We start from the raw sequence: 24,615 nt of genomic DNA on the forward strand, positions 1-24,615 counted from the left end.
GCCGCCATCACCGTCGGCCGCGGCACCGCGCTGGACGGGCATCTGGCCGCGATCTGGCGCCGCAGCCCGCAGTCCCTCGGCCTGGCCCCGGACAGTATGATGCCGGTGAACGGTCTCGCGCTGAACGAACCCGACGGTACGCCCTGATTGCCCCTTGGATCGAACAGCACGGACTGGACGCCTGGCTGGATCGGCTGGTCGAGGTTGCGGTGCTGCCAATCTGGCACCTCATGGCCGCGCACGGCATCGGGCTGGAGGCGCATGGCCAGAACCTGATCCTGCAGCATGATAACGGCTGGCCCACCGGCCTGATTGCGCGCGATTTCTACGAAAGCCTGGAATACGTGCCGGAGCTGCTGTCGCGCCCGGATCTCTGCCCGGACCATTCGCGTATAGATCCAGTCTACAAGGACGCGCCGCCGGACAAGTTTCACCGCATGTCCCGGCCAGAGGAACTGCGCTGGCTGGTGATGGACACGCTGTTTATTTTCAACCTCTCCGGCCTCTCTGACCTGCTGCAGCGCCGCTACGGCCTGGCTGAGACCGCTTTCTGGCGCCGGGTCCGCACCCGGCTGGACCGCTATGCGTCCGAGCACGGGATGCAGGAGAGGCAGGCCGCCTTCGCGCCCTTCGCCCCGCAAATCCGCGCCGAAAGCCTGATTTCCGGCAAGTTAGAGCCTGACAGGCCGCAGCACGGCCACCTGATCGCCAATGCTTTGGCAACCGACAAAGGATGACTGACATGTTTGTTCTGAACGACACCCCCATCGATCCCTCGGACCTCGCCGCGCGGCGGCGTGCTGGTGCAGATGAGCTCCGGAACCACAGGTGCGGCCAAGGTGATCACCCGCACATGGGATGAGATTGCGGCTGAGGTCGAAAGCTACGCCGCCTTTTTCACCGCCAGTGCTGCGATGACGCCGGTGATTGCCTGCCCCGTCACCCATTCCTACGGGCTGATTGCGGGCGTTTTCGTGGCGCCAACACCTCGGGCACCGTACTGCCAGAGACCTGGTTCCAGCTGATCCGCGCCCGAACCACCTATTTGTTCCAGCAGTACGGCTGTTCCGAGGCCGGCTGCGTTGCCATCAACCAGGATTTGCAAAACCCCTATGACGTCGGCCGCCCGCTGCCGCACGTCACCCTGAGCGCAGGCCAAAACGGCACACCGGATGCAGTGCGTATCAACGTTGCCGGACGCGAAATCGACATCGGCGACCTCGGCCACCTGAATGATACCGGCATGCGGTGTTTACCGCCCGCGCCGATGACATGATCAACGTCGCGGGCCTCAACGTCTATCCGCAGGACGTGGAACGGGCGGTGATGGCGCTGGATGGCGTATCCGATGCCGTCGCCTTCCGCATCTCAGATCTGCACAGCGGCGCTCGCGCCGGGCTGCTCTATTCAGGCACCGAAACCGAAGAAACCATCCGCCAGGCCTGCCGCGCGGCACTTGCCGGCTACCAGCAGCCCACCTTGATCAAACAGCTGCCCGCCCTGCCCCGCCAGGCCAACGGCAAGATCAGCCGCCGCGAAATCTCGGCCCGATACACACAAAAGGCGGTTCCCGCATGACCTGCGACACCATCCTGGAGGCCATGCGCCAGACACTGGCCGGGCCGCTTGCCAACCCGCATATGCAGAACTTCAGTGCACAGGCCGTGCTGAACGACGACCTGCACATCGACCCGGTGATCCTGATCAACCTGATGCTGCATCTGGAAACGGACCACGGAATTGAGATGCCCGAACGCGAGCTGTCCAAAGACGATTTCGCCACCGTCGACGGCCTGATCCGCATGCTGCTGGGCGAGACCCCCAAGCTGCAAGCGGACACCGCCCCTGCCCCCAGCGAAATCACCCTGCACTGCTTTGTCAGCTGCCTTTGCGCCGCGATCCGCCGCCACTAACACCTGAACTTCCGCCCCTTCTACTTCGTCACCTGGGGCAGCAGCTTTGCGGTGACCCCGGCGATGCAGCTCGCCTACCACAGCGAGGAAATCACCCAGGATCATTTCGCTGTTTGGGTCGAGCGGCTCTACAGCATCCCCGTGCGCGAGTGGTACGACCACAGCCTGACCAAGGAGCAGAACCTGATCCGCTTCGAACAGCTCTTGTCGACCAAATCAGACGATGAGCAGCTGGTGGTTTTCCTCGACATGTTCCACCTGCCGGAGCGCGAGAACAAGTACAACCAGAACCCCTTCCCCCACTATGTCATCATCGAGCTGACAGATGATCCGGACCTCTGGCATCTTTATGATCCGGACTACCGCTGGCGCGGCGACCTGCCGCGCGAGACGATCCTGAATGCCATGGCACAGCCCACCGTCGCGGGCGGCTACACCCTGCACAGCGGCCATGCGCAGGCGCCGTAAGACAGGATCTGGCAGCCTATTTCACCGAGACCTTCCGCGCGGATGACAACCTGTTGATCTCCGCCCTGCGGCAGATTTTCGACTACCACTGCGACCCCGCCCGCCCGCTGGCGCTGGCGGACCTGGGCCGCGCGGTGCGGGAAATGCCGGTGCTCTCTTTGCGCAAATACGCCTATGAGCACGCCTTTGCCTTCTTTTGGCAGGAGCTGGACACGGCGTTCGAACCCTTCGACGCCGAATGCGACCGGGTTGAGGCCCTGTGCGAGGGCTTCCGCAGCCAGCACTTTCTGGCCGCCCGCATCGCCCATACCAGCGACCGCGCACTGATCCCCGGCCAGCCCCCAGCCGCAGGAGGTTCCGGCATGAAGATCTCGCTTTGCACCATCTCGTTCCGCCATCAGCTGATCGGTCTCAAGGGCATCGCCTGCTGGGCCCGCGACAACGGCTTTCAGGGCATCGAACTATGGGCCATTCACGCGCGCAACCAATCACCGCTGGCCATTCACAATGCCCAGTGGATGGCGGCGCAGGGGCTGTCGGTGCCGATGATCAGCGACTACCTGCCGTTGCATGACCCGGATCTGCTGCGCAGCCGCATCCTGTTGCCGCGCATTGCCCATTACCACCTGAAAAACGTCTCCGGCCGCGACCGGCTTGGGGTTTTCGCGCCCAGCAATGTTTACAGCGCCGCAGGCACCCGCGACGGCATGGTGCCGCTGTTCGAAGGCGCATATGATTACAGCGAATTTCTGGCCGCTCTGGCACAGGAACCCGGCTGCGAAGCCTCGCTGGAATGGTTCGGGGATGCGGTTTTTCAGACCCTGCAAAGCGATATCGCGCAGGTTAGGGCCAGAACCCGCACAGAAATCCCCGAAGCCGCCGGGGCGCTCGGCGCATTGGTGATGTAATGCGGCCCAGAACGTCGCGGCGCCGGTCCCGGCCATCAGATCAACCAGGGGTCCGTTCCGGTAAGGGGCCGAATAGTACGATAGGACCCAATTTTTCATGAGTGATAACCGAAGCAAGTTGCAGCCAGCCACCTATCGTTTGGCTGCTGCATCGCGGCTTTCCCCGGCTACGCGCGATCACCTGCACAACAATGTTGCATGGATCTCTCTTCTGGCATAGTTCTGAAACATTCGGTACAGAATGGTTGAGAGCACTATGAGGCCAAGAGAATTTGATGAAGGCGCGGTGATTGACGCAGTCATGCGCACATTCTGGCGCAATGGCTATGCTGCGACCTCCATGAATGATCTGGTAGAAGCAACCGGCCTGTCCCGCAGCACGATATACAATTCCTTTGGGGGCAAGAAAACGCTTTTTGCGCTTGCCCTTAAAGAATACCGGAGGGTCACCACCGAGAATGTCGCGCTGATCTCCCGGCCTGGTGATGTAAGAAGCAACCTCCGGGCACTGTTAACATCCATCGTTGACAACGAGCTGAGCGACCATGAGGGTTTTGGCTGTTTTGCCGCCAACAGCAGCCTGGAGGTTTCCGGCCGGGATCCGGAACTCAGCGCGCTGGTCGCGCAGCATTTCGAGCGGCTGGAGAGCGGATTGCTGCGCCTGCTAAAGCGCGGCCAAAAGGCCGGAGAAATTTCGCCTGATCAGGATTGCCAAATGCTGTCCCGGTACTTTGTTGCTGTAATACAAGGCATTAGAGTTGTCAGCAAAGGGCTCCCAGCGGCCTGCCGCCAGCCCTATCTGCACAGTATCGTCGAAGCCTCCATCGAAACGGTGTAACATTAGCATGAAGTTCTCCTATTGGTTGCTGACTGTTGTGGAATGATTGTTCCATAAGCGGTTTTAAATGCGGCCACCCCGGTGGGGCCAACACCACAGCGGTCGCTGGAACCCAAGAAACAGAGGTTAAACATGACAACGGACGCAATTTCGCCGCCACCCCGTTCCGCCCTGTGCGTGGCAGTTCTGGGAACCGGGCTGATGGGGGCCCCGATGGCACGCAATATCGCTGCGACTGGCTGCCAGGTCAGTGTATGGAACCGCTCCCCAGGCAAGGCTTTACCCTTGGCGGCGCCGAATATCACAGTAGCTGCGGATCCCGCTGAGGCGGTTCAGAACGCCAGAGTCATTGTGACCATGCTGAAAGACGCAAGGGCCATCGCAGAAGTCATGTCGGCGCTGCCGGACGCTGAGGCCATGCCGGAGAAACCTGTCTGCTGGCTGCAGATGAGCACAGTCGGGCCGGCCGACATGTCCGGGCTGAAGACGCTGGCGGACCGCAAGGGGCTCACCCTGATCGATGCACCAGTGCTTGGCACCCGCCAACCCGCTGAGGCCGGGCAGCTTCTAGTGCTGGCTGCCGGTCCGGACAGTACTAAGGAAGCTGTGCAGCCGGTACTGGATGCTGTTGGTAAAGCCACCCGCTGGCTGGACACCGCCCCCGGAATGGCAACCCGGCTGAAGCTGGCGCTGAACAGCTGGGTTTTCGCACTGACCCATGGAGCGGCAGAGAGCCTGGCCCTGGCTCGCGGCCTGGGACTGGATCCGGAACTGGTGGCGGACACTCTGCGTGGCGGGCCACTGGATACCCCCTTTTTCCAAATGAAAGCCCAGGCCATGGCATCGGGAGATTTCACTCCGGCTTTCACCATAGACAACGCCGTCAAGGACAGTGGGCTGATCCTTGATGCCGCTCGGGAGGCAGGCGTGCGGGCGGATTTGGCCGAGGCAGGCCTGAACCGCTACCGGCGGGTGCAGGCGCAAGGCCGGGGCGATGCCGATATGGCAGCCTCGATCCTTGCCTGAAGTCCGCAGCGGCGGCCATTGGGCCGCTGCTCTCAAGAATTTATATATTTACAGGATCTGACTATGAGCAATTTTCTCGGCAAGCGGCTGCGCATTGGCGTTGCCATCCCGTCAACCAACACCTCAGCGCAGCCTGAAATGGAGGACATGCGCCCCTTTGGCGTCACCAATCACATCGGCAGGATGCTCATTGATGACGATTCCCTGACCCATACGGACGGCTTTAACCGGGTGATTGAAAACATCCGCAGCTCCACCCCGGACGCCATCCGCAGCCTGCGCCATTGCGGCACCGGGGCGATCATTGCTGCGGTATCGCCAGATGGCTATTGGGAAGGCCACGCTGCGCATGAGGCATTGCATGGCCGTCTTGCGGAAGCAGCAGGTGGTGCAAAGATCATTATGAGCGCAGATGCAATCCTGGCAGCGTTGAAGGCACTTGGCGGAATCCGGCGAATTGGCCTTATTTCGCCCTATCTGGAACTGGGCGATGAACCGGTTTCGCGGTTCTTCACCGACAGCGGGATCGAGGTTGCGGCCACGCATGGGCTTGGTGGGCGGACGCCGTCAAATATCTCGGACGTTTCCCCGGCAAACCTGCGTGACGCGGTGCTGGACGTTGACGGACCGGATGTGGAAGCCATTGTCCAAGTGGGAACCAATGTTCCCATGGCGGATTTTGCCGCTGCCGCGGAAACCTGGATTGGAAAACCGGTGCTGTCGAATAATGCGGTTCTTTACTGGCACGCTTTGCGCAGCTGCGGCGTGACCGACCCGATCTCCGGCCGAGGTTTTCTCTACGAAAACCACTGACTCGTTCCGTAGCAGGCGTACCTGCTGCTGGCATCTAATCCGAATAGCAGCATTCTCACTGCCGGCCTGCCTCGGCGGTGAGTGGCCACCAGTTTTGTAACGAACATTCCAATACTTGACAGGACATACCATGAGCACCCCCAACTCGCTCCTCTCCAGACCCGTTACCGCCCGCCCGCAGCAGACCGATATCACCCGTGCGCTGCTGCGCACTGCGTCGGAACGCACCTCGCTGATTGATATGCTGATGCTGCAGGTGCGCTGCCGCGGTGAAGAAATCGCGGTTTGCGATGATACCAGCGCACTGCGCTATAGCGATCTGGCTGAATATGCCGCCCGCCTGGCCGCCCGACTTAAACGCACAGGTGTCGGCGCGGGAAGCCGGGTGGGGCTGTTCGCGGACTCCTCGGCCGAGATGATGGCCGGCCTCTGGGGTATTCTGTTCTCAGGCGGCGCCTATCTGCCACTGGGCACTGATTACCCGGTGGACCGGCTGAGCTATATGATCCGCGATGCGGGTATTGACGTGATTGTCACCCAGGCCAAGCTGCGCGGCCGCTTGGCCGAGATGATCCTGCCGGGAGTTACCGTGATCACCTTGGATGCGCTGGATGCGGTCCCTGGCCGGGAAGACAGCGATTGTTTGTGCGGCCCTGCGCTGCTGGCGGATGATCTGGCCTATATGATCTACACTTCCGGCACCACCGGTGCCCCTAAGGGGGTTGGCATTTCCCATGCGGCGATCCTCAACCAGCTGTCCTGGCTGCAGACTGAGCAGAAGCTGCGTGTAGGCGAAGTCATCCTGCAGAAAACCCCCGTCAGCTTTGACGCCGCCCAGTGGGAGCTGTTGGCAGTCTGCTGCGGCGTTCAGGTGGTGATGGGCCGCCCCGGCGTCTACCGCGACCCGGAAGCGCTGATTGAGCAGGTCAAACAGCATGGGGTTACTATGCTGCAGGGGGTCCCGACCTTGCTGCAGGCATTGGTTGACCTGCCGGAATTCGAAACTTGCACCAGCCTGACCAGCCTGTTCAGCGGCGGTGAAGCCTTGACCCGCAAACTGGCCGCCCGGATTTTTGAGTCCCGCCCCGGCTGCCGTCTGGTGAATCTTTACGGCCCGACCGAATGCACCATTAACGCCACCGCCCATACGGTGGATCCGGCAGCGCTAAAGAACGGCCCGGAGATGATCCCGATCGGCCAGCCAGCTGCAAATACAAGCTGCTGGATTCTGGATGGAAATCTACAACCTGTTGCCGACGGCGCAGCCGGGGAGCTCTATATCGGCGGCCGTCAGCTGGCCAATGGCTATCATGATCGCAGCGAACTGACCGCCGAGCGTTTTATCACCTGGATCAGCCCGGCTGGCGGCATGCCGCTGCGGCTGTACAAAACCGGGGATCTGGTGCGGCGCAACCCCGATGGCAGCCTGCAATTCCAGGGCCGCGCCGACAATCAGGTCAAATTCCGCGGCTACCGGATTGAACTGGATGAAATCCGGTTGGCGATTGAGAACCACGACTGGGTCAAGGCCGCCGGGGTGTTTGTGAAACCGCATGCCCGCACCGGCCAGCCGGTTCTTGCTGCCGGTATTGAGCTGAACCCGCGTGAAGCGCCGCTGATGGATCAGGGCAATGCCGGTGCCCACCACCACAGCAAGAAAAGCCGCCTGCAAGTGCGCGCGCAGCTGTCCGGCGCGGGCTTGCGCAGCACGGCGGAAACCGAAGGGCGCAAAACCTATGCCTTGGCGGGGGCCGATGCGGACGCAGCCCAGCGGCAGCTGGCTTTTGCCCGCAAGACCTATCGTTTCTACGAAGGTGGAGAGGTCTCGGCCGAGGATGTGCTTGCGGTTCTGGCGCAGCCGGAACAACCGGCCTCAGCCGCAGGCGGGCTTGAGACGCTCAGCGCCGGCGATCTGGGTTTTCTGCTGCGCTGGCTAGGTCAGTTCACCAGCGGGGAACGGCTGCTGCCCAAGCATGCCTATGCCTCACCGGGCGCATTGAACGCGACACAAGTCTATGTAGAGCTGGCCAATGTGGCGGGGTTTGAGCCCGGCTATTACTATTACCATCCGGCCCGCCATGAACTGGTTCTGACAGCGCCGCGCGCGGCCTCGGCCAAGCCGGTAATGCAGCTGCATTTCGTGGGAAATATTCCGGCGATTGAACCGGTTTACAAAAACAACATCCGCGAAGTTCTGGAATTTGAGACTGGCCATATCCTGGGCCTGATGGACCATGTCCTGCCGGCGCATGGGCTGGGCATCGGTGCGGGCACGGATGCGCCGGACGCGCTGCCCCATCTGCAATGCGGCCCGGATCATATCTATATTGCGGGCTATGCGGTCACTGCACATGCCGACCGGCAAACAGATCTGCCGGTGGATTTCTATGTACAGGCGCATGGTAGCAAGGTGTCGGGATTGGAGCCGGGGCACTATGCCTACCGCGATGGCGGCTTGCAGCCGTTCTCGGGCCACATCATGGAACAGCGCCATGTAATCGCCATCAACCAGCGGGTCTATCAGCGCGCCAGCGGCATGATCTCGATGGTCAGCCGGGATGCGGAGCGCTGGCACGCCTATATCGACCTGGGCCGCAGCCTGCAGCGGGTGCAGCAGAACAGCCGCCGGATCGGGACCATGTCGTCCGGCTACAGCTCCAAATCGGGAAATGATCTTGTTGCGGCGGTCCGTCTTAAGGACATCCTGAGCGCGCAAGGCTTTACTTCCGGTGCCTGTTACAGCGCCGTTTTCGGCAAGGTCAGCGCCGAACAAATTGCGCATGAAGGCATGCACGAAGACAGCGTGCATATGGAAGGTCCGGCTGAACTGATCCGCCGCGACCTGCAGTCCGCGCTGCCCGACTATATGGTGCCCAGCAAGCTGGCACTGGTGCCGTCGATCCCCTGCAGCGCGTCGGGCAAAGTGGATGTGAATGCCCTCAAGGCGCTCCTCGAGTTCGACGATGCCGCTGCCGAACGTGAGATCATCACCCCCCGCAACGATACGGAAACCCGGTTGGCTGGGATCTGGTGCGCGCAAATGGGCATCGAGGACGTATCGGTACAGGACGATTTCTTTGAAATCGGCGGTGACTCGCTGAAGGCCGTCAAACTGGTGCAGGGCATCAACCGGGCCTTTGAGGCCAGCCTGCCGGTGCAGGTGCTGTTTGAGGACACGACGATCGAGGCACTGGCACGCCGGTTGGATGGCGGCAGCGCAGACTCCAGCCTGTCGCGTGCAGTACCATTGAAGAAAGGCACAGGCGGCCCGGTATTCTGCTGGCCCGGCCTTGGCGGCTACCCGATGAACCTGCGCCATCTTGCGCGGGAGATTGACACGCCCCGTCCCGTCATCGGCGTGCAGGCCTCGGGCGTGAACCCCGGCGAACAAGTCTGCGGTTCGATCCAGGAAATGGCAGCCCGCGACGCCGAACTGATCCGTCAGGCGCAGCCGGAGGGGCCCTACACGCTCTGGGGATATTCCTTTGGAGCACGGGTGGCCTATGAGACCGCCTACCAGCTGGAGCAGGCGGGCAGCGAGGTAGCGGAGCTGACCCTGATCGCGCCAGGCTCCCCGGAGCTGCCCGACGGCGATCCGGTGCGCGCGGATGAGGCCGCGCTGTTCCGCGATCCGTCCTTCCTGACCATCCTGTATTCAGTCTTTGCGCAGACTATCGCTGCGGACCGGGTGGCCCCGGTGATCGAACAGGTCTCGGATCTGGATGGCTTCGTATCGTATATCGCTGCCGAAAAGCCGGATCTCGACCTGGGCATGATCGGCCGTATCACCCGGTTGGTGGCACAGACCTATGCGCCGGAATACGGGCTGCAGATGGAACAGCGCCAGGTGACCGCGCCGGTGCGCCTGTTCAAGGCATCAGGCGACAATATCTCCTTCCTGGAGGAAGCCACCCGCACTCTTGCCGCTCCGGCGCCGGTCCACACGCTTGCTGCGGACCACTATCAGCTGCTCAAACCCGGCGGCGTTGCTGAGTTGGCCGCTGCAATTCGCCGCCACGTTCCGGCATGGCAGCCACCCCGCCCTGAAACCCGTAATCTGCAAGAGGCCTGAACCCATGCCCCACGTCATTATCAAACATTTCGACGCCACTCTGACGGCGGAACAGCACGCCGCCCTTTGCGACGCCATTACCCGGTCGGTCACTCAGGCCTTTGGCTGCTCCCCGCACGCGGTCTCCATCGCATTGCGTCCGGTGGCGCCGGATGACTGGCACGGCAGCGTCTTTGTCCCGGACATCAAAACCCGTCCGCAAGAATTGATCAAATCGCCGGATTACTCGGCGGTTTGACCCCCGCATACAACCTATTGAAAGGACACCCCATGACCACACGCATTGCCAAAGCGTCACCAGCGTTACTGCTGGTCGCGATATTCCTGATCTCACTGAACCTGCGCCCGGCTGTCGCTGCCATCGGCCCGCTGGTGTCACAAATCCTAGGCGATACCGGTGTCAATTCCACTATCATCGGCTTCCTGACCATGATCCCCGTGTTTCTGATGGGCATTGGTGCCATCTATGTGCGCCAGCTGCGTGCGGCATTGGGCGAGCGCGGCGGCATCACGCTGGGCGCGCTGATCATCGCCCTGTCCTGTGCCGCCCGCATGTGGCTGCCTACCGGTGCCGGCCTTCTTGTCACCGCCGCCGGGGCCGGGATTGGCATTGCCATGGTGCAATCGCTCATGCCGGGCTTCGCCAAGCGCAATTTCGGCGCTGCAACCGGCCGGGTGATCGGCCTCTACTCCACCGGGATCGTGGCGGGGGCTTGCATCGCAGCGGGTACGGCTGCAGGGCTAGCGTCTTCGCTGGATTGGACGGGTACTCTGGCGGCCTGGGGCCTGCCCGCAGTTCTCGCGGTTCTGATCTGGGCCATGGCCGCGCGTAACGCCGATAGCGAACGCACAGCGCCTGCCCCCGCAGCGGGCACCACGCCGCCGCAGTTCTGGCGCAGCGCGCGCTGCTGGTCGCTGATGCTGTTTTTCGGGGTTGGCACCGGCGCCTTCATGCTGGTGATGGCCTGGATCCCGCCCTTTTACCTGGAACAGGGACTGGATCAAGGGGCCGCAGGCCTGTTGCTGTCGGTGCTGACGGTGATCGAAGCGGCAACAGCCTTGGGCGTGGCGGCTTTCATTCACCATTTCCCGGACCGCCGCGGCCCGCTGGTTGTTGCGCTGATCATGACAGCTTTGGGTTTCGGCGTGCTGTACACCGCCCCGATTGACATGTCCTTCCTGGCAATGGCGTTGCTGGGTGTTGGCATCGGCATTCTGTTCCCGCTGTCAATCATTGTAGCCATCGATCACGTTGATGATCCCACAACCGCAGGCAACTTCACCTCTTTCGTGCAGGGCGGCGGCTATATTCTGGCAAGCTTCGTGCCTTTGTCCGCTGGTGCCGTTCGGGATGCAATGTCAGACCTTAGCAACGTCTGGCTGGTGATGGCGGCAGGTTCGCTCCTGATGATCTTCTTTGCTGTTCGCTATTCTCCTGAAAGCTACAAACGCTTCTCCACCATGCTGCGCAGCGTTTCCCTGGACCGCGGACTGCGCGCAGCCAGCTGACACCAGTTCCTCCCCAAGCAGGCTCTATCCTGCCGCGCTATCCCCGTTGCAAAACGGGGATAGCATCTGTTGTGTTGATGCTGATGAAAAAATGTACCGAGCACCTGTATTGTTCAGACGGTTTGAGCGGCCCATTTCCGGCGGGATTTGCAGAGTGCATTGACGATTGTTACAAGCTTGCGGGCAACGGCAATAAGGATGACTTTGTGCGGATTATGGCGGCCCTGGCTGCCGAGCAACGCAAAGAGAATACGATCATGATCCCCTCTCGGGACATCACTGAGTGATGCCCTGCCTGCCAGTGGACGCGACCTATCTTAAGGCACACCGCACCGCGACCAGTATGGCCGTGAAAAAGGGGGGCGTGGCCGCCTGACCGGCAGAACCAAGGGGGGCATGAATACCAAGCTGCTTGCGGTCTGTGATAGCCAAGGGCGCCCGATCAACCTGTTTGTTGCCGCCGGGCAAGTCAGCGGCTGCATCGGTTCCCGGGCTTGGCCCAGCAGTCTGCCAAACGTGGACTGGCTGCCCGGTGATCGCGGGCATGACGCCGATTGGTTATGATACCTGACCCTGGCTGGCGCGGTCGCCCAAGGTGACATCCAGGGTTATTTCCTTGCCCCTGCGCAGCACGTCGATCTGTGCTGCCTCCCCTGGCGCATTCGCCGCCACCGCAGCTGTCAGGTCGCGCAGTTCGGTGATGCCGCTGTCGCCAAACCGCAGCACCACGTCGCCAGGTTTGAGACCGGCCTCCGCCGCAGGGTTGTCAGCCGCCACGCTTTCGATCACCACGCCCTTGCCTGCCTCGCGGCCCAGGACATTGGCGGCGTCCTCGGACAGCGGTTTGATTTGCACGCCCAGCCAGCCGCGGGTGATCTCGCCATCATCTTCCAGATCAGCGACGATCTTCTGCACCATGTCCGAGGGCACGGCAAAGCCGATCCCGACCGAGCCGCCGCCGGGCGAATAGATCATAGTGTTGACGCCGACAACCTCACCTTCGGCATTGAACAGCGGACCGCCGGAATTGCCCCGGTTGATCGCCGCGTCGGTCTGGATGAAGTCATCAAACGGCCCGGCGTTGATATTGCGGGAGGTGGCCGAGACGATGCCCGATGTCACCGTGCCTGCCAGGCCGAAGGGGCTTCCCATGGCCAGCACCTCATCCCCCACCCGCAGCGCGTCTGAGGATCCGAATTCCACCACGGTAAGCGGTGCGTCTGCCTCGACCTTAAGCAGGGCAATGTCGGTCAGCGGGTCGGCCCCGATCACGGTTGCTTCATGCACGCTGCCATCGGCCAGGGTGACGGATACGGTCTGGGCATTGTCGATCACGTGGTGGTTGGTGACGATCAGCCCGTCCCCGGAGATCACGAAGCCGGAGCCAGCGCCCTTCACCGGGCGGCTGTCGTCGAACCGGGGCATTTTGCCGCCGAACCGGCGCATGAACTCTTCCATGAACTGGTCATTCGGTATGGTTTGCCGGCCGGAAGCCGGCTGCGCCTTGCCAGTCACCTCGACAAACACAACCGCAGGCGAGAAGGTTTCGACCAGATCCGCATAACCGCCCGCCGGCACCGCCAGAGCGGGCGCAGGCGCCAGGGTAAACATCGCCGCTGCTGAGGCGGCAGCGGTCAGGGCAAAGGCAAACCGTTTAGGAGCGTAGGTTTTGGGCATCTTCATTTCCTTGCGTTGAAGTGATGCAAGGCAGATGGCGGGTGCGGATTTCAATGTCCTGACGTCTTCTATACAGATCTGTAATGTGTGCAGAGGCGCGGCACGGTGTATCACCGGGCCGGCAGCAAAGCGGGGGAAGCCTTGAAGATCCTGGTGATGGAAGACGACACGACAACGGGGCCTTATGTGGCCACGGGATTGCGCGAAGAGGGGCATAGTGTTGACCTTGTCACTGATGGACGCGAGGGGCTGCTGCAGGCCAACGCGGCTGATTACGACGTGCTGATCATCGACCGGATGCTGCCCGGCCTGGACGGGCTGAGCCTGATCAAGACCCTGCGCGGCGCCGGGCTGCGCACGCCTGCCATCATGCTGACCGCGCTCAGCGGCGTGAACGACCGGATCGACGGGCTAGAGGCTGGGGCGGATGATTACCTGGTCAAACCCTTCGCCTTTGGCGAGTTGTCCGCCCGTGTTGCTGCCCTCGCCCGCCGCCCGGGGCTGCAGACACAGGAAACAGTGCTCCGGGCTGGTGATCTGGAGATGGATCTGGTCCGCCGCACGGTGACCCGCGAAGGGCAGGCGATTGACCTGCTGCCGCGCGAATTCCGCCTGCTGGAGCATTTGATGCGCCGCAAGGGCCGGGTGCAGACCCGCACCATGCTGCTGGAGGCGGTCTGGGACATCAGTTTCGACCCGCAGACCAATGTGGTGGAGACCCATATCTCCCGTTTGCGCGCCAAGATGGACAAGCCCTTTGCCAGCGATCTGATCGAAACCGTGCGCGGTGCGGGGTACCGGATTGCCGGGTGACCGGCGGATCCGCACGCGGGCTTTGCTGCGCTCGTCGCCGATGCGGCAGTCGTTGTGGCTGTCGCTGCTGTTTGTGGCGGCCAGTGCGCTGAGCCTTGGGATCACCTACTATGTTGCGCATGGTGCCCAGCGGCAGGCGATCGAGGAGAGCCTGACACAGGATATGGCGGGTTTCCGGGCAACGCCTTCCGCCGCTGCACTGGCCGCATTGGTCAATGCCGAGACCGCCGAGACCGATCCGCAACGGCGTCTGCTCAGCTACCGCCGCCCGGGCGGGCGGATCGTGGCCGGCAATGCGGCGATCATGCAGCAGCAGGAAGGGTTCCGGGTCGTGGCACTGGGGCCGGCTCCGGTTGAGATTACCGGCCGCTTTATCTCTCTTAGCGAATACATCCACGGCGGGCTGCTGACCGTCGCGCAGACTGCCAAGCCTCTGGACGACCTGCGGCAGACCTATCTGCGGGTGCTGTTTTTCAGCCTGCTGCCGGCCATTGCCATCGCAGTCCTGGGCGGCGTGCTGCTGGCGCGGCGCTCGGCCCGGTCGCTGGCGGGGATTGAGCACACCCTGTCGGCGCTGACCTCCGGCGATCTTGGCGCTCGGGTGCCGGAAGCGGCGCGCCGGAGCGACATCACCCGCATCGGCCAGAGCGTGAACCGCATGGCCCGGGCACAGCAGCAATCAACCGAGGCGCTGCGGCAGGTCTCTGCCGATATTGCCCATGACCTGAAAACGCCGATCCAGCGGGTGGCGGTGCAGCTTGCCCGCTTGCAGGAAATACCGGACCTGCCGTCAGATGCGCAAACGCTGGCGGATCAGGCACTTGCGGAGACCCACGGCATCACCCGTACTTTTCAGGCGCTGCTGCAGATTGCCCAGCTGGAGGGGGGCACGCCGAGATCGCGGTTCGAACCGGTGGACCTCTGCGAAATCGCAACGACCTTTGCCGAAATCTATGAACCGGCCGCAGAAGAGCAAAACCGGGGGTTCACGCTCAGCCTGCCGCAGGCGCCGGTCCTGGTCAGCGGTGACCGGGCGCTGCTCGGCCAGTTGCTGGCAAATCTGATCGAAAACGCCCTGCGCCACACGCCGGAAGGTTCCGGCATCAGCCTGTCGCTGCAGCACAACAGGGAGACAATCCTGTCCCTGCGCGACCACGGCCCCGGTATTCCCGAAGCCGAGCACCAGAATGTGCTGCGCCGCCTTTACCGCTTGGAACAAAGCCGCACCACCCAGGGCAGCGGTCTCGGCCTCAGCCTGGTGGCGGCAATTGCCGAGCTGCATGGCGCCAGGCTGACCCTGTCCGATGCAAATCCCGGCTTGCAAGTTGAGGTGGCCTTCAGCGGTTAGCGCGCTGACCTGAGCTCGTTCAGCGCCTCAGCCAGCCGTTTGACCAGCCGCGGAATAATCCGCTCATCAACGCCGGAAAACCCAAGCACCAGCGCCGCGCGCCCAATCGGCTCGATGCAGTAGACCGAGATTGGCAGCGAGTCGATGCCCGCCGCCAGCAGTGCGCGGTGGGCCGTCTCGTCATCAATCCCGTGTTTCAGCCAGGCCACCATATGCATCCCGGCATCTGTGCGTTGCGGCTCCAGCCAAGCCGCGCAATCACGGCTGAGGGCCTCAAACAGCACATCCCGGCGGACCCGGTATAGCTTGCGCATCTTGCGGATATGCTCGGTGAACCGTCCGTCCGCCATAAAACACGCCATCGCCTCCTCCACCACGGCGGAGGAGTTCTGCCCCAAAAGGTTGCGCGCCGTGGCAAAGGTTCCGGCAAACTCGGGCGGCACCACCACATAGCCCAGCCGCATTGCCGCAAACATCGATTTCGAGAAGGTGCCCACGTAAAACACCCGCCGCGCGCTGTCCAAGGCACTGAGCGCGGGCAGCGGCCGGCCACGGTAGCGGAACTCGCTGTCGTAATCGTCTTCGATGATCCAGGCGTTGTTCTCCTGTGCGTAATTCAGCAGTGCCAGCCGCCGCCCCAGGCTCATCGTGGTGCCCAATGGCTGCTGATGCGACGGTGTGGTGAAAATCAGCGCGGGCTTCGGATACCGGCGGACGGCATGGTCCAGATCCAGCCCCTCGCCGTCCACCGGCACCGGTGCCACATGGGCCCCCATAATCTGCATCACGTCCCGCCCTGCGATATGGCCGGGGTTTTCGTACCAGACCGTATCCCCCTGATTGAGTAATACAAAAGCAATCAGAACAAAGGCTTGCTGCGCGCCGGAGGTAATGATGACCCGCTCCGCATCAACCTTCATGCCGCGTGCATCACCCAGATGGCGGGCAATCGCCACGCGCAGGGCTGCATTGCCATTCACCTGCCCGTAACTCAGGCTGCGCCGCGCGTTCCGTTCCATGGCCCCGGCCATGTATTTCTGCCAGAGCTTCGCAGGAAACTGGTCCAGCGCAGGCACGCCGGGGCGAAAAGGAGCCGTCTCGCCGTAGCGGGCAAGGGACTTTGACGCGGTGATGGTTCGCGCGTGGTCCGAAATCTCGAAATCTGCCGGTTTTTCTCTGTGCCGCGGTGCGCGGACCTGCGGAAAAGCCTCTGTATCCAGCCCCTCGGCAACAAAAGTGCCGGCTCCGGTTTTCGCTTGGGCATAGCCTTCGGCAATGATCTGTTCATAGACGTTCTTGACCGTGATCCGTGAAATCCCCAGCTCCTGTGCCAGCTCGCGGGTGGAGGGCAGCTTTTGCCCCGGGGCAAGCGAACCGTCCAGGATCAGCCGCCGCAAGGAGGCATCCAGCTGCCGGTAGATCGGCACCGGGGAGTCGCGTTCGATTGTGAAACCTTGCAGCAAGGCGCCGCCCGGGGATTTTGGCATTGGTCCAAGTGGGTCTATAGTTGGGTCTATAACGGGTATATTTGATGTGCCCACTCTTTAGTAGTCTCAATCCAAACTGGTGCAAAACGCGCCACGGGTTCACGAAGGTTTGAGGCCGATCCATGACCAGAATCGAAGATTACGCATTCCCCAAGGGGCTGGACCTGCTGCGGTCCTGGCAGGCGGGCGATGCTGAAGCCAAAGCAGAAATGAAGCGGGTGTTCGACGCCGCTATCGCTGGCGGTTTCGATGCCAATTTCGGGCAAAAGGCCGACCCGAACCGGGTCAACAGCGTCGCCTCGGTGCACATGCTGGCGCTGGCGGTGCTGAATGATCTTTATGGGATCGAGACCCGCGAGTATTACCACGAGGATCCCTATCGCTATGTCCGCGCCAACCTTGCGGTCAGCCGGCTGTTGGGGGTGAACAAGTTCTATATTACCTGGGCGCTGTATGCCTGGTCCTGCGAGCCGCTGGGCCAGACCATGATGTACCCGGACAAATACCCGCCTGGCGCCGACCCCGATAACATGCTGATCAACAAGGACAACTGGCGCGACTTGAAGACTCCGGAATTCACCACCGGCGTGCCGCTGGCGATCACCAAAATCCTGCGGGTGCATGAGGAGCTGACCGGCCTGCCGCCGCTGTTGCAGATCACTGCGCCCTACAGCCTGGCCGCCGATATCTATGGGCAAGAACCGCTTTTGGGCGATGTTGTGAATGATCCGGATGAGGTGAACGCACTGCTGTATCACCTGGGCGACGTTGTGCTGGGGCCGTGGATGGACCACCATATCGCCACCTTCCCGAACGGCTGGATCGAACTGTCGGACGCCTCCGGCTCGCCCTTCTTTATCGGGCCTGAGAACTGCAAAAACATGTCGATCCGCGCGATCCGGCACATGCTGCGGGACAAGCCCTATGCGGACCGGGTGTTCGACAATAACTACCGCGGCGACCACGTGACGCTGGCCAGGAAGAAAGACCGCCGCTCCCGCCGCCGCGGCGGCACCGAGGCAAGCACCGCTGCCACACCCGAACCGGCGCCTTTGGAAAACCCGGCCCTGTTGGAGCTGACAGATGCAAAGGTGAGCGTGAATCCGGTCTTCATAATGCGGCTGGCTGCGGACAAGGTTGACATCTCTTTCTATGAACAGCAGGCGATCGCCCGCAACATGCCGCTGACCTCGGGCATCGGCTCACCCGAAATCGACCGCAACAGCATCGAGGATCTGGACGCCACCAAGGCGGAAACCCGCGGGATGGCGCGGACCCATGTGGCGGCAATCCGCAATGTCTGCGCCCATGTGGACCTGCCCAAGGACAACCACGTCAGCCAGGCCTGGCCAAGCCACATCTATTTCGAGGACGTCAACCTGCACACAGAGTTCGATCTAGTCGAGGTTATTCTTGAGGAAGTTTATGGCGCGGAGCCGGTCCAGCGCCGTTCCTGAAGGTTTCACTCCCTGCCGGGACGTTTCTGTCCGGCAGCTACGGACCGGCCCAAGGGCCGGTCTTTTTTCAACGGAGCCTCAGACCTTCATCGGCTTGCCAGCCGCATAAGTCTGGGCGATGGAGCGGTCGTCGCCCAGGGTCTGGAGGATGAACAGCTCCTCGGACAGGGTCTCGGCCCTCTGCATCCGCAGATCCATCGCCGGAGTGGCGCGGGAATCCAGCACCACGATGTCGGCCTCGGTGCCGGCCTCCAGCGTGCCGATTTTGTCCGCCAGCCCCAGCGCCACCGCGTTGCCGCGGGTGATCCAGTGGAAGGCACGCAAGGGGTGCAGTTTCTGGTTCTGCAATTGCAGAACCTTGTAGCCCTCGTTCAGGGTCTGCAGCATCGAATAGCTGGTGCCGGCGCCGATGTCGGTGGCAATCGCATTGGTGATGCCGCGGCCGCGCAGGCCTGCATCGTCAAACAACCCGCTGCCCAGGAACAGGTTTGAGGTCGGGCAGAACACCGGCTTGGCGCCGGTCTCGGCCAGCGCATCGATCTCGCGCGGTTGCAGGTGGATCGAGTGGCCCAGCAGCATCTTCTCTGTCAGCAGACCGTAGGACTGGTAGACATCCAGATAATCCCGCGCCTGCGGGTACAGCTCGGCGGTAAAGGCGATCTCGTCGTGGTTTTCCGACAGATGTGTCTGCACGTAGCACTCCGGGTGCTCCTTCACCAGCGCGCCGGCCATTTCCATCTGGCCGGGGGTGGAGGTGATGGCAAAGCGCGGCGTGACCGCATACATGCCGCGGCCCTTGCCGTGGTATTTCGCGATCAGTTCCTTGGTGTCGTCGTAGCCGCTGACGGGCGTGTCCAGCAGGCCCTCGGGCGCGTTGCGGTCCATCATCACCTTGCCGCCGATCATCCGCATGTTGCGGCGTGCGGCCTCGGAGAAATAGGCCTCGGCGGAGGTTTTGTGGACTGAGCAATAGGCAACGGCGGTGGTCGTGCCGTGGCTGGTCAGCAAGTCAAAGAAATGCCCGGCCATATCAGCGCTGTGGCCGGGATCGGCAAAGCGGACCTCCTCAGGGAAGGTATAATTGTTCAGCCACTCCAGCAGTTGTGATCCCCAGGAGGCGATCACCTGCACCTGCGGGAAATGCAGATGGGTGTCGATGAAGCCGGCCATCAGGATGTTCGGGCGGTGGTCGATCACCTCGGCGCCCGCCGCCTGCGCGGCCAGATCGCCATAGCTGCCCTTGGCCAGGATCATACCGTCCGCCACCAAGAGCGCGCCGTCCTCGATGAACTCATAGGCGCTGGTGTCGTCAGCGCCTTGCGGCTCGGCGGTGAAGGTCAGCACCCGCCCGCGCAGCAGCGTCTGTTTCGATGTCATGTCTTTGATGTCCTTGGTTGGCAGGCAGGGGACCTATGCCCCCTGCCCCTTTTCATTTGGGATTATTCGCCTGCTGGCAAGTGCGGTGCTTTGGAGTCGATGCTGCCGTTTTCGGCTTTCTCTGTCTCATCCGCCTTGTGGAAGATCGGATAGATAAACAGGAAGGCAGCCGCGATCAGATAGCCCATTGCCACGCCGCTGAATTCCGGCCAGTGCAGGCTGGCAGAGTGGATCACGCCGACCAGCGACATCACCGCCGCCGCCAGGGCAAAGCCGCCCGCATTGCGGAAATCGCCGTCGATCACGCTGGCCACGATGGCACCCCAGATCAGACCGGTCAGGATGGCACCCTGGCTGAGCGCCAGATGGCCTTCGTAATGCGCGCCCTGCTGCAGCAGCGCTGCGGTCAGCTCAGCGTCACCCAGCTGGGCCATGCCGGTGGCACCCAATGCGCCCAATGCGCCGGCCAATGCACCCCACTTGATCACTAGGAAGGCCGAGACATGCGGCATCATCGCAATGGTTACCGCAGCGATATGGTCGGTCTTCACCGAATGCGCGGTATTGGTCACCAGGCTGAGCGCCACAAACACCAGCACCGGTGCGGCAGCGGCCACGGGGATCAGGTTGTTGAGGAACGCCAGGAGGCCAAAGAAGGCGGCAAAGGGGATCACCAGGCCAACGCCGATAATATAGCCCGAGCGCGCGCCCATCCGTTTATACGCAGGGTGGCCGATATAGGCGGTGGTCGGGAACGGCGAGCCGAAGACCGCACCGATCATGGTGCCGACACCGTCGGTCACCTGGCACAGGCCGACCGGGTAATGGTCGCCCGCCGCTTCGGCGCTTTCGACGTTGTTCATGGTCTCAATGAAGTTGTAGATCTGCACCGGCACCAGCACCAGGAACAGCTCCGGGTTGGCAAACAGATGCTGGATACCGGCGATCAGGTCACCGAAATAGGGGATCGGCAGGTAGACGCCCACACCCTCGAACGAGACCGAAGCCTTGCCCATTCCCAGCGCCACAACAGTGCCGACGATCAGTGCCAGCAGACCGGCGGGGATGTTGAACGGCAGCCGGTGACGGCCGACCAGGCCCCACAGGATGATGATCATCGAGGCAAAGCCGATGAACGGATCCTCGAATATCGTTGCCAGCGGCACGGTGCCGATGAACACCAGCGCGATGCCGCAGAGGGTGCCGAGCATACCGGCGCGCGGAGTCACGCGTTTAAGCCAGGGGCCAGCGATGGCGCCAAGGCCAGCCACGATACCGCCCATGAAGCCCGCACCAATGCCCACCTGCCAGGCCAGCATCGCGTCATTGGTTGACCAGTAGATCGGCCCGATCACCCCAAACAGATAGACGAACATCACGGGCGTTGAGATGCCATAGGGCAGCGCGGTCACGTCGCGCCCTTGTTTCTCGGCGGTGTGCTTGGCCAGCCAGGTGTAAACCGCGATACCGGCCAGGATCGCCACTGCGGCGCCGGGCACAATGCGGCCGAACACGATGTCCGCCGGCATGTTGAACACAAACTGACAGATGCCAGATAGCACGATCAGGTTGATCAGGTTGTCGGTGAACAACGCCCAAAATGCACTGAAGTCATTCCGCGCGAACAGTTTGTATGTGTAGCTCCGCCCTGTGGTCATGGCGGCCTCCTCCTATCAGAGGACGCAGTCCTTAACGGCTGATCACTCCAGCCGTGTCTCCCTCTGCGTCCGGTTGCTTGCCCGTTTGGGGCAAATCAATGCTCCGTGCTGGAGCGGACGCGGCAGTTTCAGAGGTCAATTCAGCGATCACTTCCGCAGCCACGAAGGCCGCGATGACGCTGGGCCGCTTGTCGCGGCTGCCGCTTGCCCCGATGGGGCAGATGAGACGGTCGGTTCGCTGACCGTCGCAATGGTCCCGGCACCAGCGGCGGAATTTCTCCCGCTTGGTGGCCGATCCGATCAGGCCCACGTATCCAGCATCGCCGCGCTGCAGGGCAGCGGAGGCAAGCAGGAAATCGAGTGCGTGATCATGGGTGAGAACAACAAAGGCGCTGCCCGCCGGGGCGGTGGCGATGTCGATCTCGGGAATGGCGCTTTGGCGGATTTCCACATCCGCTTGTGCTAGGGCCAGTTCTTCGTCGCGTTGGTCGATCAGGATGCAGCGCACCGGCATATGCTGGAACAGATCCGCCAGCGCCCGGCCCACATGGCCCGCGCCCATCACATAGACATGCGGCAGGGTCTGTTCATCAGCCTGTTCTTTGGCAATCGCGTTCTCGCGGTCCGCTTGGCGCATCTGCGCCAGCGACATCTCCACACGTCCGCCGCAGCACTGGCCGATCTCCGGCCCCAGCGGCACGTCCAGCGTGTCGCTGATCACACCCTGCTTCAGCATCCGCCGGGCGTGGTCGATGGCGATGTATTCCAGCTGGCCGCCGCCAATGGTCCCCCAGAGGCTCTCTGCCGCCACAAACATGCAGGTGCCGGCTTCGCGCGGGGAAGACCCGCGAACGCGGCTCAGGCGCACCTGCACCACATGTTTGCGGCTGGCCAGAAAACCCTGGAGGGAAAGGTGGCGGGCCATGGCTCAGCCCTGCCCTTTGAGGGTTTCGATCGCCATCAGCACGCGCTCCGGCGTCGCCGGGGCGTCCAGGCGGGGGCAGACCTTGTAGTCCGCGGTGCTGGCGACAGCCATCGACAGCGCTTCGAACACCGAGATGCCCAGCATGAACGGCGGCTCGCCCACGGCCTTGGACCGCTTGATGGTACGCTTCTTGTTCACCGACCATTGGGCCAGCTGGGTGTTGAAAATGCGCGGCCGGTCAGAGGCCAGCGGGATCTTGTAGGTCGAGGGCGCATGGGTGCGCAGGCGGCCTTCGCCGTCCCACCACAGTTCCTCGGTGGTGAGCCAGCCCATGCCCTGAATGAACGCGCCCTCCACCTGGCCCTTGTCCAGCACCGGGTTCAGCGAGCGGCCCACGTCATGCAGGATATCGGTGCGCTCCACCCGGTATTCGCCGGTCAGCGTATCGACCGACACTTCCGAGCAGGACGCGCCATATGCGTAGTAGAAGAACGGCTGCCCCTTGCCCGCCGCGCGGTCCCAGTGGATTTCCGGTGTCTTGTAGAACCCCGCAGCCGACAGCTGGACGCGGGCCATATAGGCCTCTTTCACCAACGTATCAAAGGGGATCTCCTCGCTGCCAACCCGCACTCGGTTGGGCAGGAATTCGACCTCCGCCTCGGAGACTTCATACTTCTCGGCCGCGAAATTGGTCAGCCGGGCAATGATCTGCTCCGCCGCGTCCAGCGCGGCCATGCCGTTCAGGTCCGAGCCGCTTGATGCCGCGGTGGCCGAAGTGTTCGGCACCTTCTCGGTGGTGGTCTTGGTGATCTTGATGCGCTCGAAATCCACTTGGAAGGCATCGGCCACAACCTGCGCCACCTTGGTGTTGAGGCCCTGCCCCATCTCGGTGCCGCCGTGGTTCAGGTGGATTGAACCGTCGTTGTAGAGATGGATCAGCGAGCCCGCCTGGTTGTACCAGGTCGCAGTGAAGGAGATGCCGAATTTCACCGGCGTCAGGGCAATGCCCTTCTTGATGATCTTCGATTCCTTGTTGAAGGCGATGATCTCCTCGCGGCGCTTGCGGTATTCGGCGCTTTCCTCCAGCTCCGTGATCAGCCGGTCGAGGATATTGTCCTCCACCTTCTGATGGTACGGCGTCAGGTCGCGCCCCTCTTCGCCGTAAAAATTGGCCTTGCGCACATCCAGGGGGTCCTTGCCGAGGGCATAGGCGATCTCCTCGATCATCCGTTCGGCAGCGACCACACCCTGCGGGCCGCCAAAGCCGCGGAAGGCGGTGTTGGAGACGGTGTTGGTCTTCATGGGTCTGCTTTTCAGCAGCACGTTCGGGTAGAAATAGGCGTTATCCGCGTGGAACAGCGCTCGGTCGGTCACCGGCCCCGACAGATCCGAGGAATAGCCGCAGCGCGCGGCAAAGCCGCCCTCAACCGCCTGAATGCGGCCCGCGTCGTCAAAGGCCACGTCATAGTCGATCACAAAGTCATGGCGCTTGCCGGTGGCGGTCATGTCCTGATCGCGGTCCGGGCGGATCTTGACCGGGCGATTGTGTTTCTTCGCAGCGATTGCAGCCACCGCGCAGAACAGGTTCATCTGGCTTTCCTTGCCGCCAAAGCCGCCGCCCATGCGGCGCACGTTGACGGTGACCGCGTTGTTCGCCACGCCCAGAACATGCGCCACCATATGCTGCGCCTCGCTGGGATGCTGGGTGGAGCAATGCACGGTCACATCCTCGTCCTCGCCGGGGATGGCAAAGGCGATATGGCCCTCCAGATACATGTGGTCCTGGCCGCCAACGGTCATCTGCGCCTTGATGCGGTGGGCAGCGCCCTTGCGCCCGGCCTCAACGTCGCCGCGCTCCAGCTTCAGCGGGTCGGTGATCATCGGATAACCCGCCTCCTGCGCCTGGACCGGGTCCAGCGCGTGCGGCAGCACTTCGTAATCCACCTGCGCCAGCTCAGCCGCGCGGCGGGCGGCGTGGCGGGTTTCGGCAATCACCGCAAACATCGGCTGGCCGTGGAATTCGATCTTATCGGTCGGGAATACCGGCTCGTCATGCTTGCCGGTGGGGCTGATGTCGTTGACGCCGGGAATATCATCGGCGGTCAGCACATCGACCACGCCGGGGGCGTTGCGCACGGCGCTGAGGTCGATGTCCTTGATATTGGCGTGCGCGACGGTGGACACACCCAGATAGGCATGCAGCGTGCCATAGGGTTCGGCGATATCGTCGGTGTATTCGGCGCGGCCGGTGACGTGTTTGATCGCGCTGTCGTGCTGGCGATCCTGATGCACGGCGCCGCTGATGGTCTGATGGTCTTTCATCTCA

The 24,615-nt window shown here is 62.5% G+C and carries 20 protein-coding genes and 2 pseudogenes; 16 read left to right on the plus strand and 6 right to left on the minus strand.

Annotation, left to right across the window (positions count from 1 at the left end; translation table 11 throughout):
* The first annotated feature begins 230 nt into the window (after positions 1-230).
* The 13 genes and pseudogenes from L1069_RS03120 to L1069_RS03180 all read left to right on the plus strand — a co-directional run.
* Entirely contained in the window at positions 231-737 is a 507-nt protein-coding gene (locus tag L1069_RS03120) for a ferric iron reductase (RefSeq protein ID WP_237454754.1), read from the plus strand.
* A 72-nt stretch (positions 738-809) separates the two neighbouring features.
* A complete protein-coding gene (locus L1069_RS03125) occupies positions 810-1,025 on the plus strand; it encodes a hypothetical protein (RefSeq protein ID WP_237454755.1) in 216 nt (71 codons plus the stop codon).
* 20 nt (positions 1,026-1,045) lie between these two features.
* The gene (locus L1069_RS03130) at positions 1,046-1,276 is read left to right on the plus strand and encodes a hypothetical protein (protein WP_237454756.1); all 231 of its coding nucleotides are present in this window, start codon (positions 1,046-1,048) and stop codon (positions 1,274-1,276) included.
* The gene (locus tag L1069_RS03135) at positions 1,249-1,578 is read left to right on the plus strand and encodes a hypothetical protein (protein ID WP_237454757.1); all 330 of its coding nucleotides are present in this window, start codon (positions 1,249-1,251) and stop codon (positions 1,576-1,578) included. Before L1069_RS03130 ends, L1069_RS03135 begins: the two co-directional genes overlap by 28 nt.
* The gene (locus L1069_RS03140; protein ID WP_237454758.1) at positions 1,575-1,913 is read left to right on the plus strand and encodes a hypothetical protein; all 339 of its coding nucleotides are present in this window, start codon (positions 1,575-1,577) and stop codon (positions 1,911-1,913) included. The genes L1069_RS03135 and L1069_RS03140 overlap by 4 nt, the downstream gene beginning before the upstream one ends.
* 63 nt (positions 1,914-1,976) lie before the next feature.
* A pseudogene (locus L1069_RS03145) lies at positions 1,977-3,289 on the plus strand (DUF6005 family protein).
* Between the two features lie 256 nt (positions 3,290-3,545).
* A complete protein-coding gene (locus L1069_RS03150) occupies positions 3,546-4,127 on the plus strand; it encodes a TetR/AcrR family transcriptional regulator (protein ID WP_164982800.1) in 582 nt (193 codons plus the stop codon).
* A gap of 132 nt (positions 4,128-4,259) precedes the next feature.
* Positions 4,260-5,153, plus strand: coding sequence for an NAD(P)-dependent oxidoreductase (locus tag L1069_RS03155; protein ID WP_237454759.1), 894 nt, complete (start codon positions 4,260-4,262; stop codon positions 5,151-5,153).
* Positions 5,154-5,216: 63 nt separating this feature from the next.
* The gene (locus L1069_RS03160) at positions 5,217-5,966 is read left to right on the plus strand and encodes an arylmalonate decarboxylase (RefSeq protein ID WP_129373128.1); all 750 of its coding nucleotides are present in this window, start codon (positions 5,217-5,219) and stop codon (positions 5,964-5,966) included.
* Positions 5,967-6,096: 130 nt separating this feature from the next.
* Positions 6,097-10,038: an amino acid adenylation domain-containing protein gene (locus L1069_RS03165; protein ID WP_237454760.1), complete on the plus strand. Its 3,942-nt coding sequence runs from the start codon at positions 6,097-6,099 to the stop codon at positions 10,036-10,038.
* 4 nt (positions 10,039-10,042) lie between these two features.
* Positions 10,043-10,276 carry a tautomerase family protein gene (locus L1069_RS03170; RefSeq protein ID WP_164982799.1) on the plus strand — a complete coding sequence of 78 codons (234 nt, stop codon included), beginning with the start codon at positions 10,043-10,045 and terminating at the stop codon, positions 10,274-10,276.
* A 32-nt stretch (positions 10,277-10,308) separates the two neighbouring features.
* Complete coding sequence (locus L1069_RS03175; RefSeq protein WP_237454761.1) at positions 10,309-11,547, plus strand: MFS transporter; 1,239 nt, start codon at positions 10,309-10,311, stop codon at positions 11,545-11,547.
* A gap of 203 nt (positions 11,548-11,750) precedes the next feature.
* A pseudogene (locus L1069_RS03180) lies at positions 11,751-12,105 on the plus strand (hypothetical protein); the annotation flags it as partial.
* Here the strand turns inward: L1069_RS03180 and L1069_RS03185 are convergent.
* On the minus strand, positions 12,106-13,230 hold the full coding sequence (locus L1069_RS03185; protein ID WP_237454762.1) for a trypsin-like peptidase domain-containing protein: 1,125 nt from the start codon (positions 13,228-13,230) through the stop codon (positions 12,106-12,108).
* 135 nt (positions 13,231-13,365) lie between these two features.
* On the opposite strand from L1069_RS03185, the gene L1069_RS03190 reads away from it, so the two are divergent.
* Positions 13,366-14,037: a response regulator transcription factor gene (locus L1069_RS03190; protein ID WP_129373124.1), complete on the plus strand. Its 672-nt coding sequence runs from the start codon at positions 13,366-13,368 to the stop codon at positions 14,035-14,037.
* The gene (locus L1069_RS03195) at positions 14,027-15,385 is read left to right on the plus strand and encodes a HAMP domain-containing sensor histidine kinase (RefSeq protein WP_237454763.1); all 1,359 of its coding nucleotides are present in this window, start codon (positions 14,027-14,029) and stop codon (positions 15,383-15,385) included. The genes L1069_RS03190 and L1069_RS03195 overlap by 11 nt, the downstream gene beginning before the upstream one ends.
* On the opposite strand, the gene L1069_RS03200 is transcribed toward L1069_RS03195, so the two are convergent.
* Complete coding sequence (locus L1069_RS03200) at positions 15,382-16,872, minus strand: PLP-dependent aminotransferase family protein (RefSeq protein ID WP_237454764.1); 1,491 nt, start codon at positions 16,870-16,872, stop codon at positions 15,382-15,384. The two genes, L1069_RS03195 and L1069_RS03200, sit on opposite strands and share 4 nt — an antisense overlap.
* Before the next feature lie 122 nt (positions 16,873-16,994).
* On the opposite strand from L1069_RS03200, the gene L1069_RS03205 reads away from it, so the two are divergent.
* Positions 16,995-18,329 (plus strand): hypothetical protein, encoded by a 1,335-nt coding sequence (locus L1069_RS03205; protein WP_237454765.1) that lies wholly within the window; start codon positions 16,995-16,997, stop codon positions 18,327-18,329.
* A 78-nt stretch (positions 18,330-18,407) separates the two neighbouring features.
* Here the strand turns inward: L1069_RS03205 and guaD are convergent, their stop codons facing one another.
* The 4 genes from guaD to xdhB form a co-directional block, all read right to left on the minus strand.
* A complete protein-coding gene (guaD, locus tag L1069_RS03210) occupies positions 18,408-19,706 on the minus strand; it encodes a guanine deaminase (RefSeq protein WP_237454766.1) in 1,299 nt (432 codons plus the stop codon).
* Between the two features lie 62 nt (positions 19,707-19,768).
* Complete coding sequence (locus tag L1069_RS03215; protein ID WP_237454767.1) at positions 19,769-21,364, minus strand: xanthine/uracil/vitamin C permease; 1,596 nt, start codon at positions 21,362-21,364, stop codon at positions 19,769-19,771.
* A gap of 31 nt (positions 21,365-21,395) precedes the next feature.
* A complete protein-coding gene (gene xdhC, locus L1069_RS03220; protein ID WP_237454768.1) occupies positions 21,396-22,289 on the minus strand; it encodes a xanthine dehydrogenase accessory protein XdhC in 894 nt (297 codons plus the stop codon).
* Between the two features lie 3 nt (positions 22,290-22,292).
* Complete coding sequence (xdhB, locus tag L1069_RS03225) at positions 22,293-24,611, minus strand: xanthine dehydrogenase molybdopterin binding subunit (protein ID WP_237454769.1); 2,319 nt, start codon at positions 24,609-24,611, stop codon at positions 22,293-22,295.
* Between the last annotated feature and the right edge of the window lie 4 nt (positions 24,612-24,615).

Origin of the sequence: Leisingera sp. MMG026, assembly GCF_021654205.1 — a bacterium.
Taxonomy (GTDB): domain Bacteria; phylum Pseudomonadota; class Alphaproteobacteria; order Rhodobacterales; family Rhodobacteraceae; genus Leisingera.

Bases quoted from the DNA above. Each gene is read 5' to 3' on its own strand.
- L1069_RS03120 (WP_237454754.1), top strand. From the start codon at position 231: ATGGCCGCGCACGGCATCGGGCTGGAGGCGCATGGCCAGAACCTGATC.
- L1069_RS03125 (WP_237454755.1), top strand. From the start codon at position 810: ATGAGCTCCGGAACCACAGGTGCGGCCAAGGTGATCACCCGCACATGG.
- L1069_RS03140 (WP_237454758.1), top strand. From the start codon at position 1,575: ATGACCTGCGACACCATCCTGGAGGCCATGCGCCAGACACTGGCCGGG.
- L1069_RS03150 (WP_164982800.1), top strand. From the start codon at position 3,546: ATGAGGCCAAGAGAATTTGATGAAGGCGCGGTGATTGACGCAGTCATG.
- L1069_RS03155 (WP_237454759.1), top strand. From the start codon at position 4,260: ATGACAACGGACGCAATTTCGCCGCCACCCCGTTCCGCCCTGTGCGTG.
- L1069_RS03160 (WP_129373128.1), top strand. From the start codon at position 5,217: ATGAGCAATTTTCTCGGCAAGCGGCTGCGCATTGGCGTTGCCATCCCG.
- L1069_RS03165 (WP_237454760.1), top strand. From the start codon at position 6,097: ATGAGCACCCCCAACTCGCTCCTCTCCAGACCCGTTACCGCCCGCCCG.
- L1069_RS03170 (WP_164982799.1), top strand. From the start codon at position 10,043: ATGCCCCACGTCATTATCAAACATTTCGACGCCACTCTGACGGCGGAA.
- L1069_RS03175 (WP_237454761.1), top strand. From the start codon at position 10,309: ATGACCACACGCATTGCCAAAGCGTCACCAGCGTTACTGCTGGTCGCG.
- L1069_RS03185 (WP_237454762.1), bottom strand. From the start codon at position 13,230: ATGAAGATGCCCAAAACCTACGCTCCTAAACGGTTTGCCTTTGCCCTG.
- L1069_RS03200 (WP_237454764.1), bottom strand. From the start codon at position 16,872: ATGCCAAAATCCCCGGGCGGCGCCTTGCTGCAAGGTTTCACAATCGAA.
- L1069_RS03205 (WP_237454765.1), top strand. From the start codon at position 16,995: ATGACCAGAATCGAAGATTACGCATTCCCCAAGGGGCTGGACCTGCTG.
- guaD (WP_237454766.1), bottom strand. From the start codon at position 19,706: ATGACATCGAAACAGACGCTGCTGCGCGGGCGGGTGCTGACCTTCACC.
- L1069_RS03215 (WP_237454767.1), bottom strand. From the start codon at position 21,364: ATGACCACAGGGCGGAGCTACACATACAAACTGTTCGCGCGGAATGAC.
- xdhC (WP_237454768.1), bottom strand. From the start codon at position 22,289: ATGGCCCGCCACCTTTCCCTCCAGGGTTTTCTGGCCAGCCGCAAACAT.
- xdhB (WP_237454769.1), bottom strand. From the start codon at position 24,611: ATGAAAGACCATCAGACCATCAGCGGCGCCGTGCATCAGGATCGCCAG.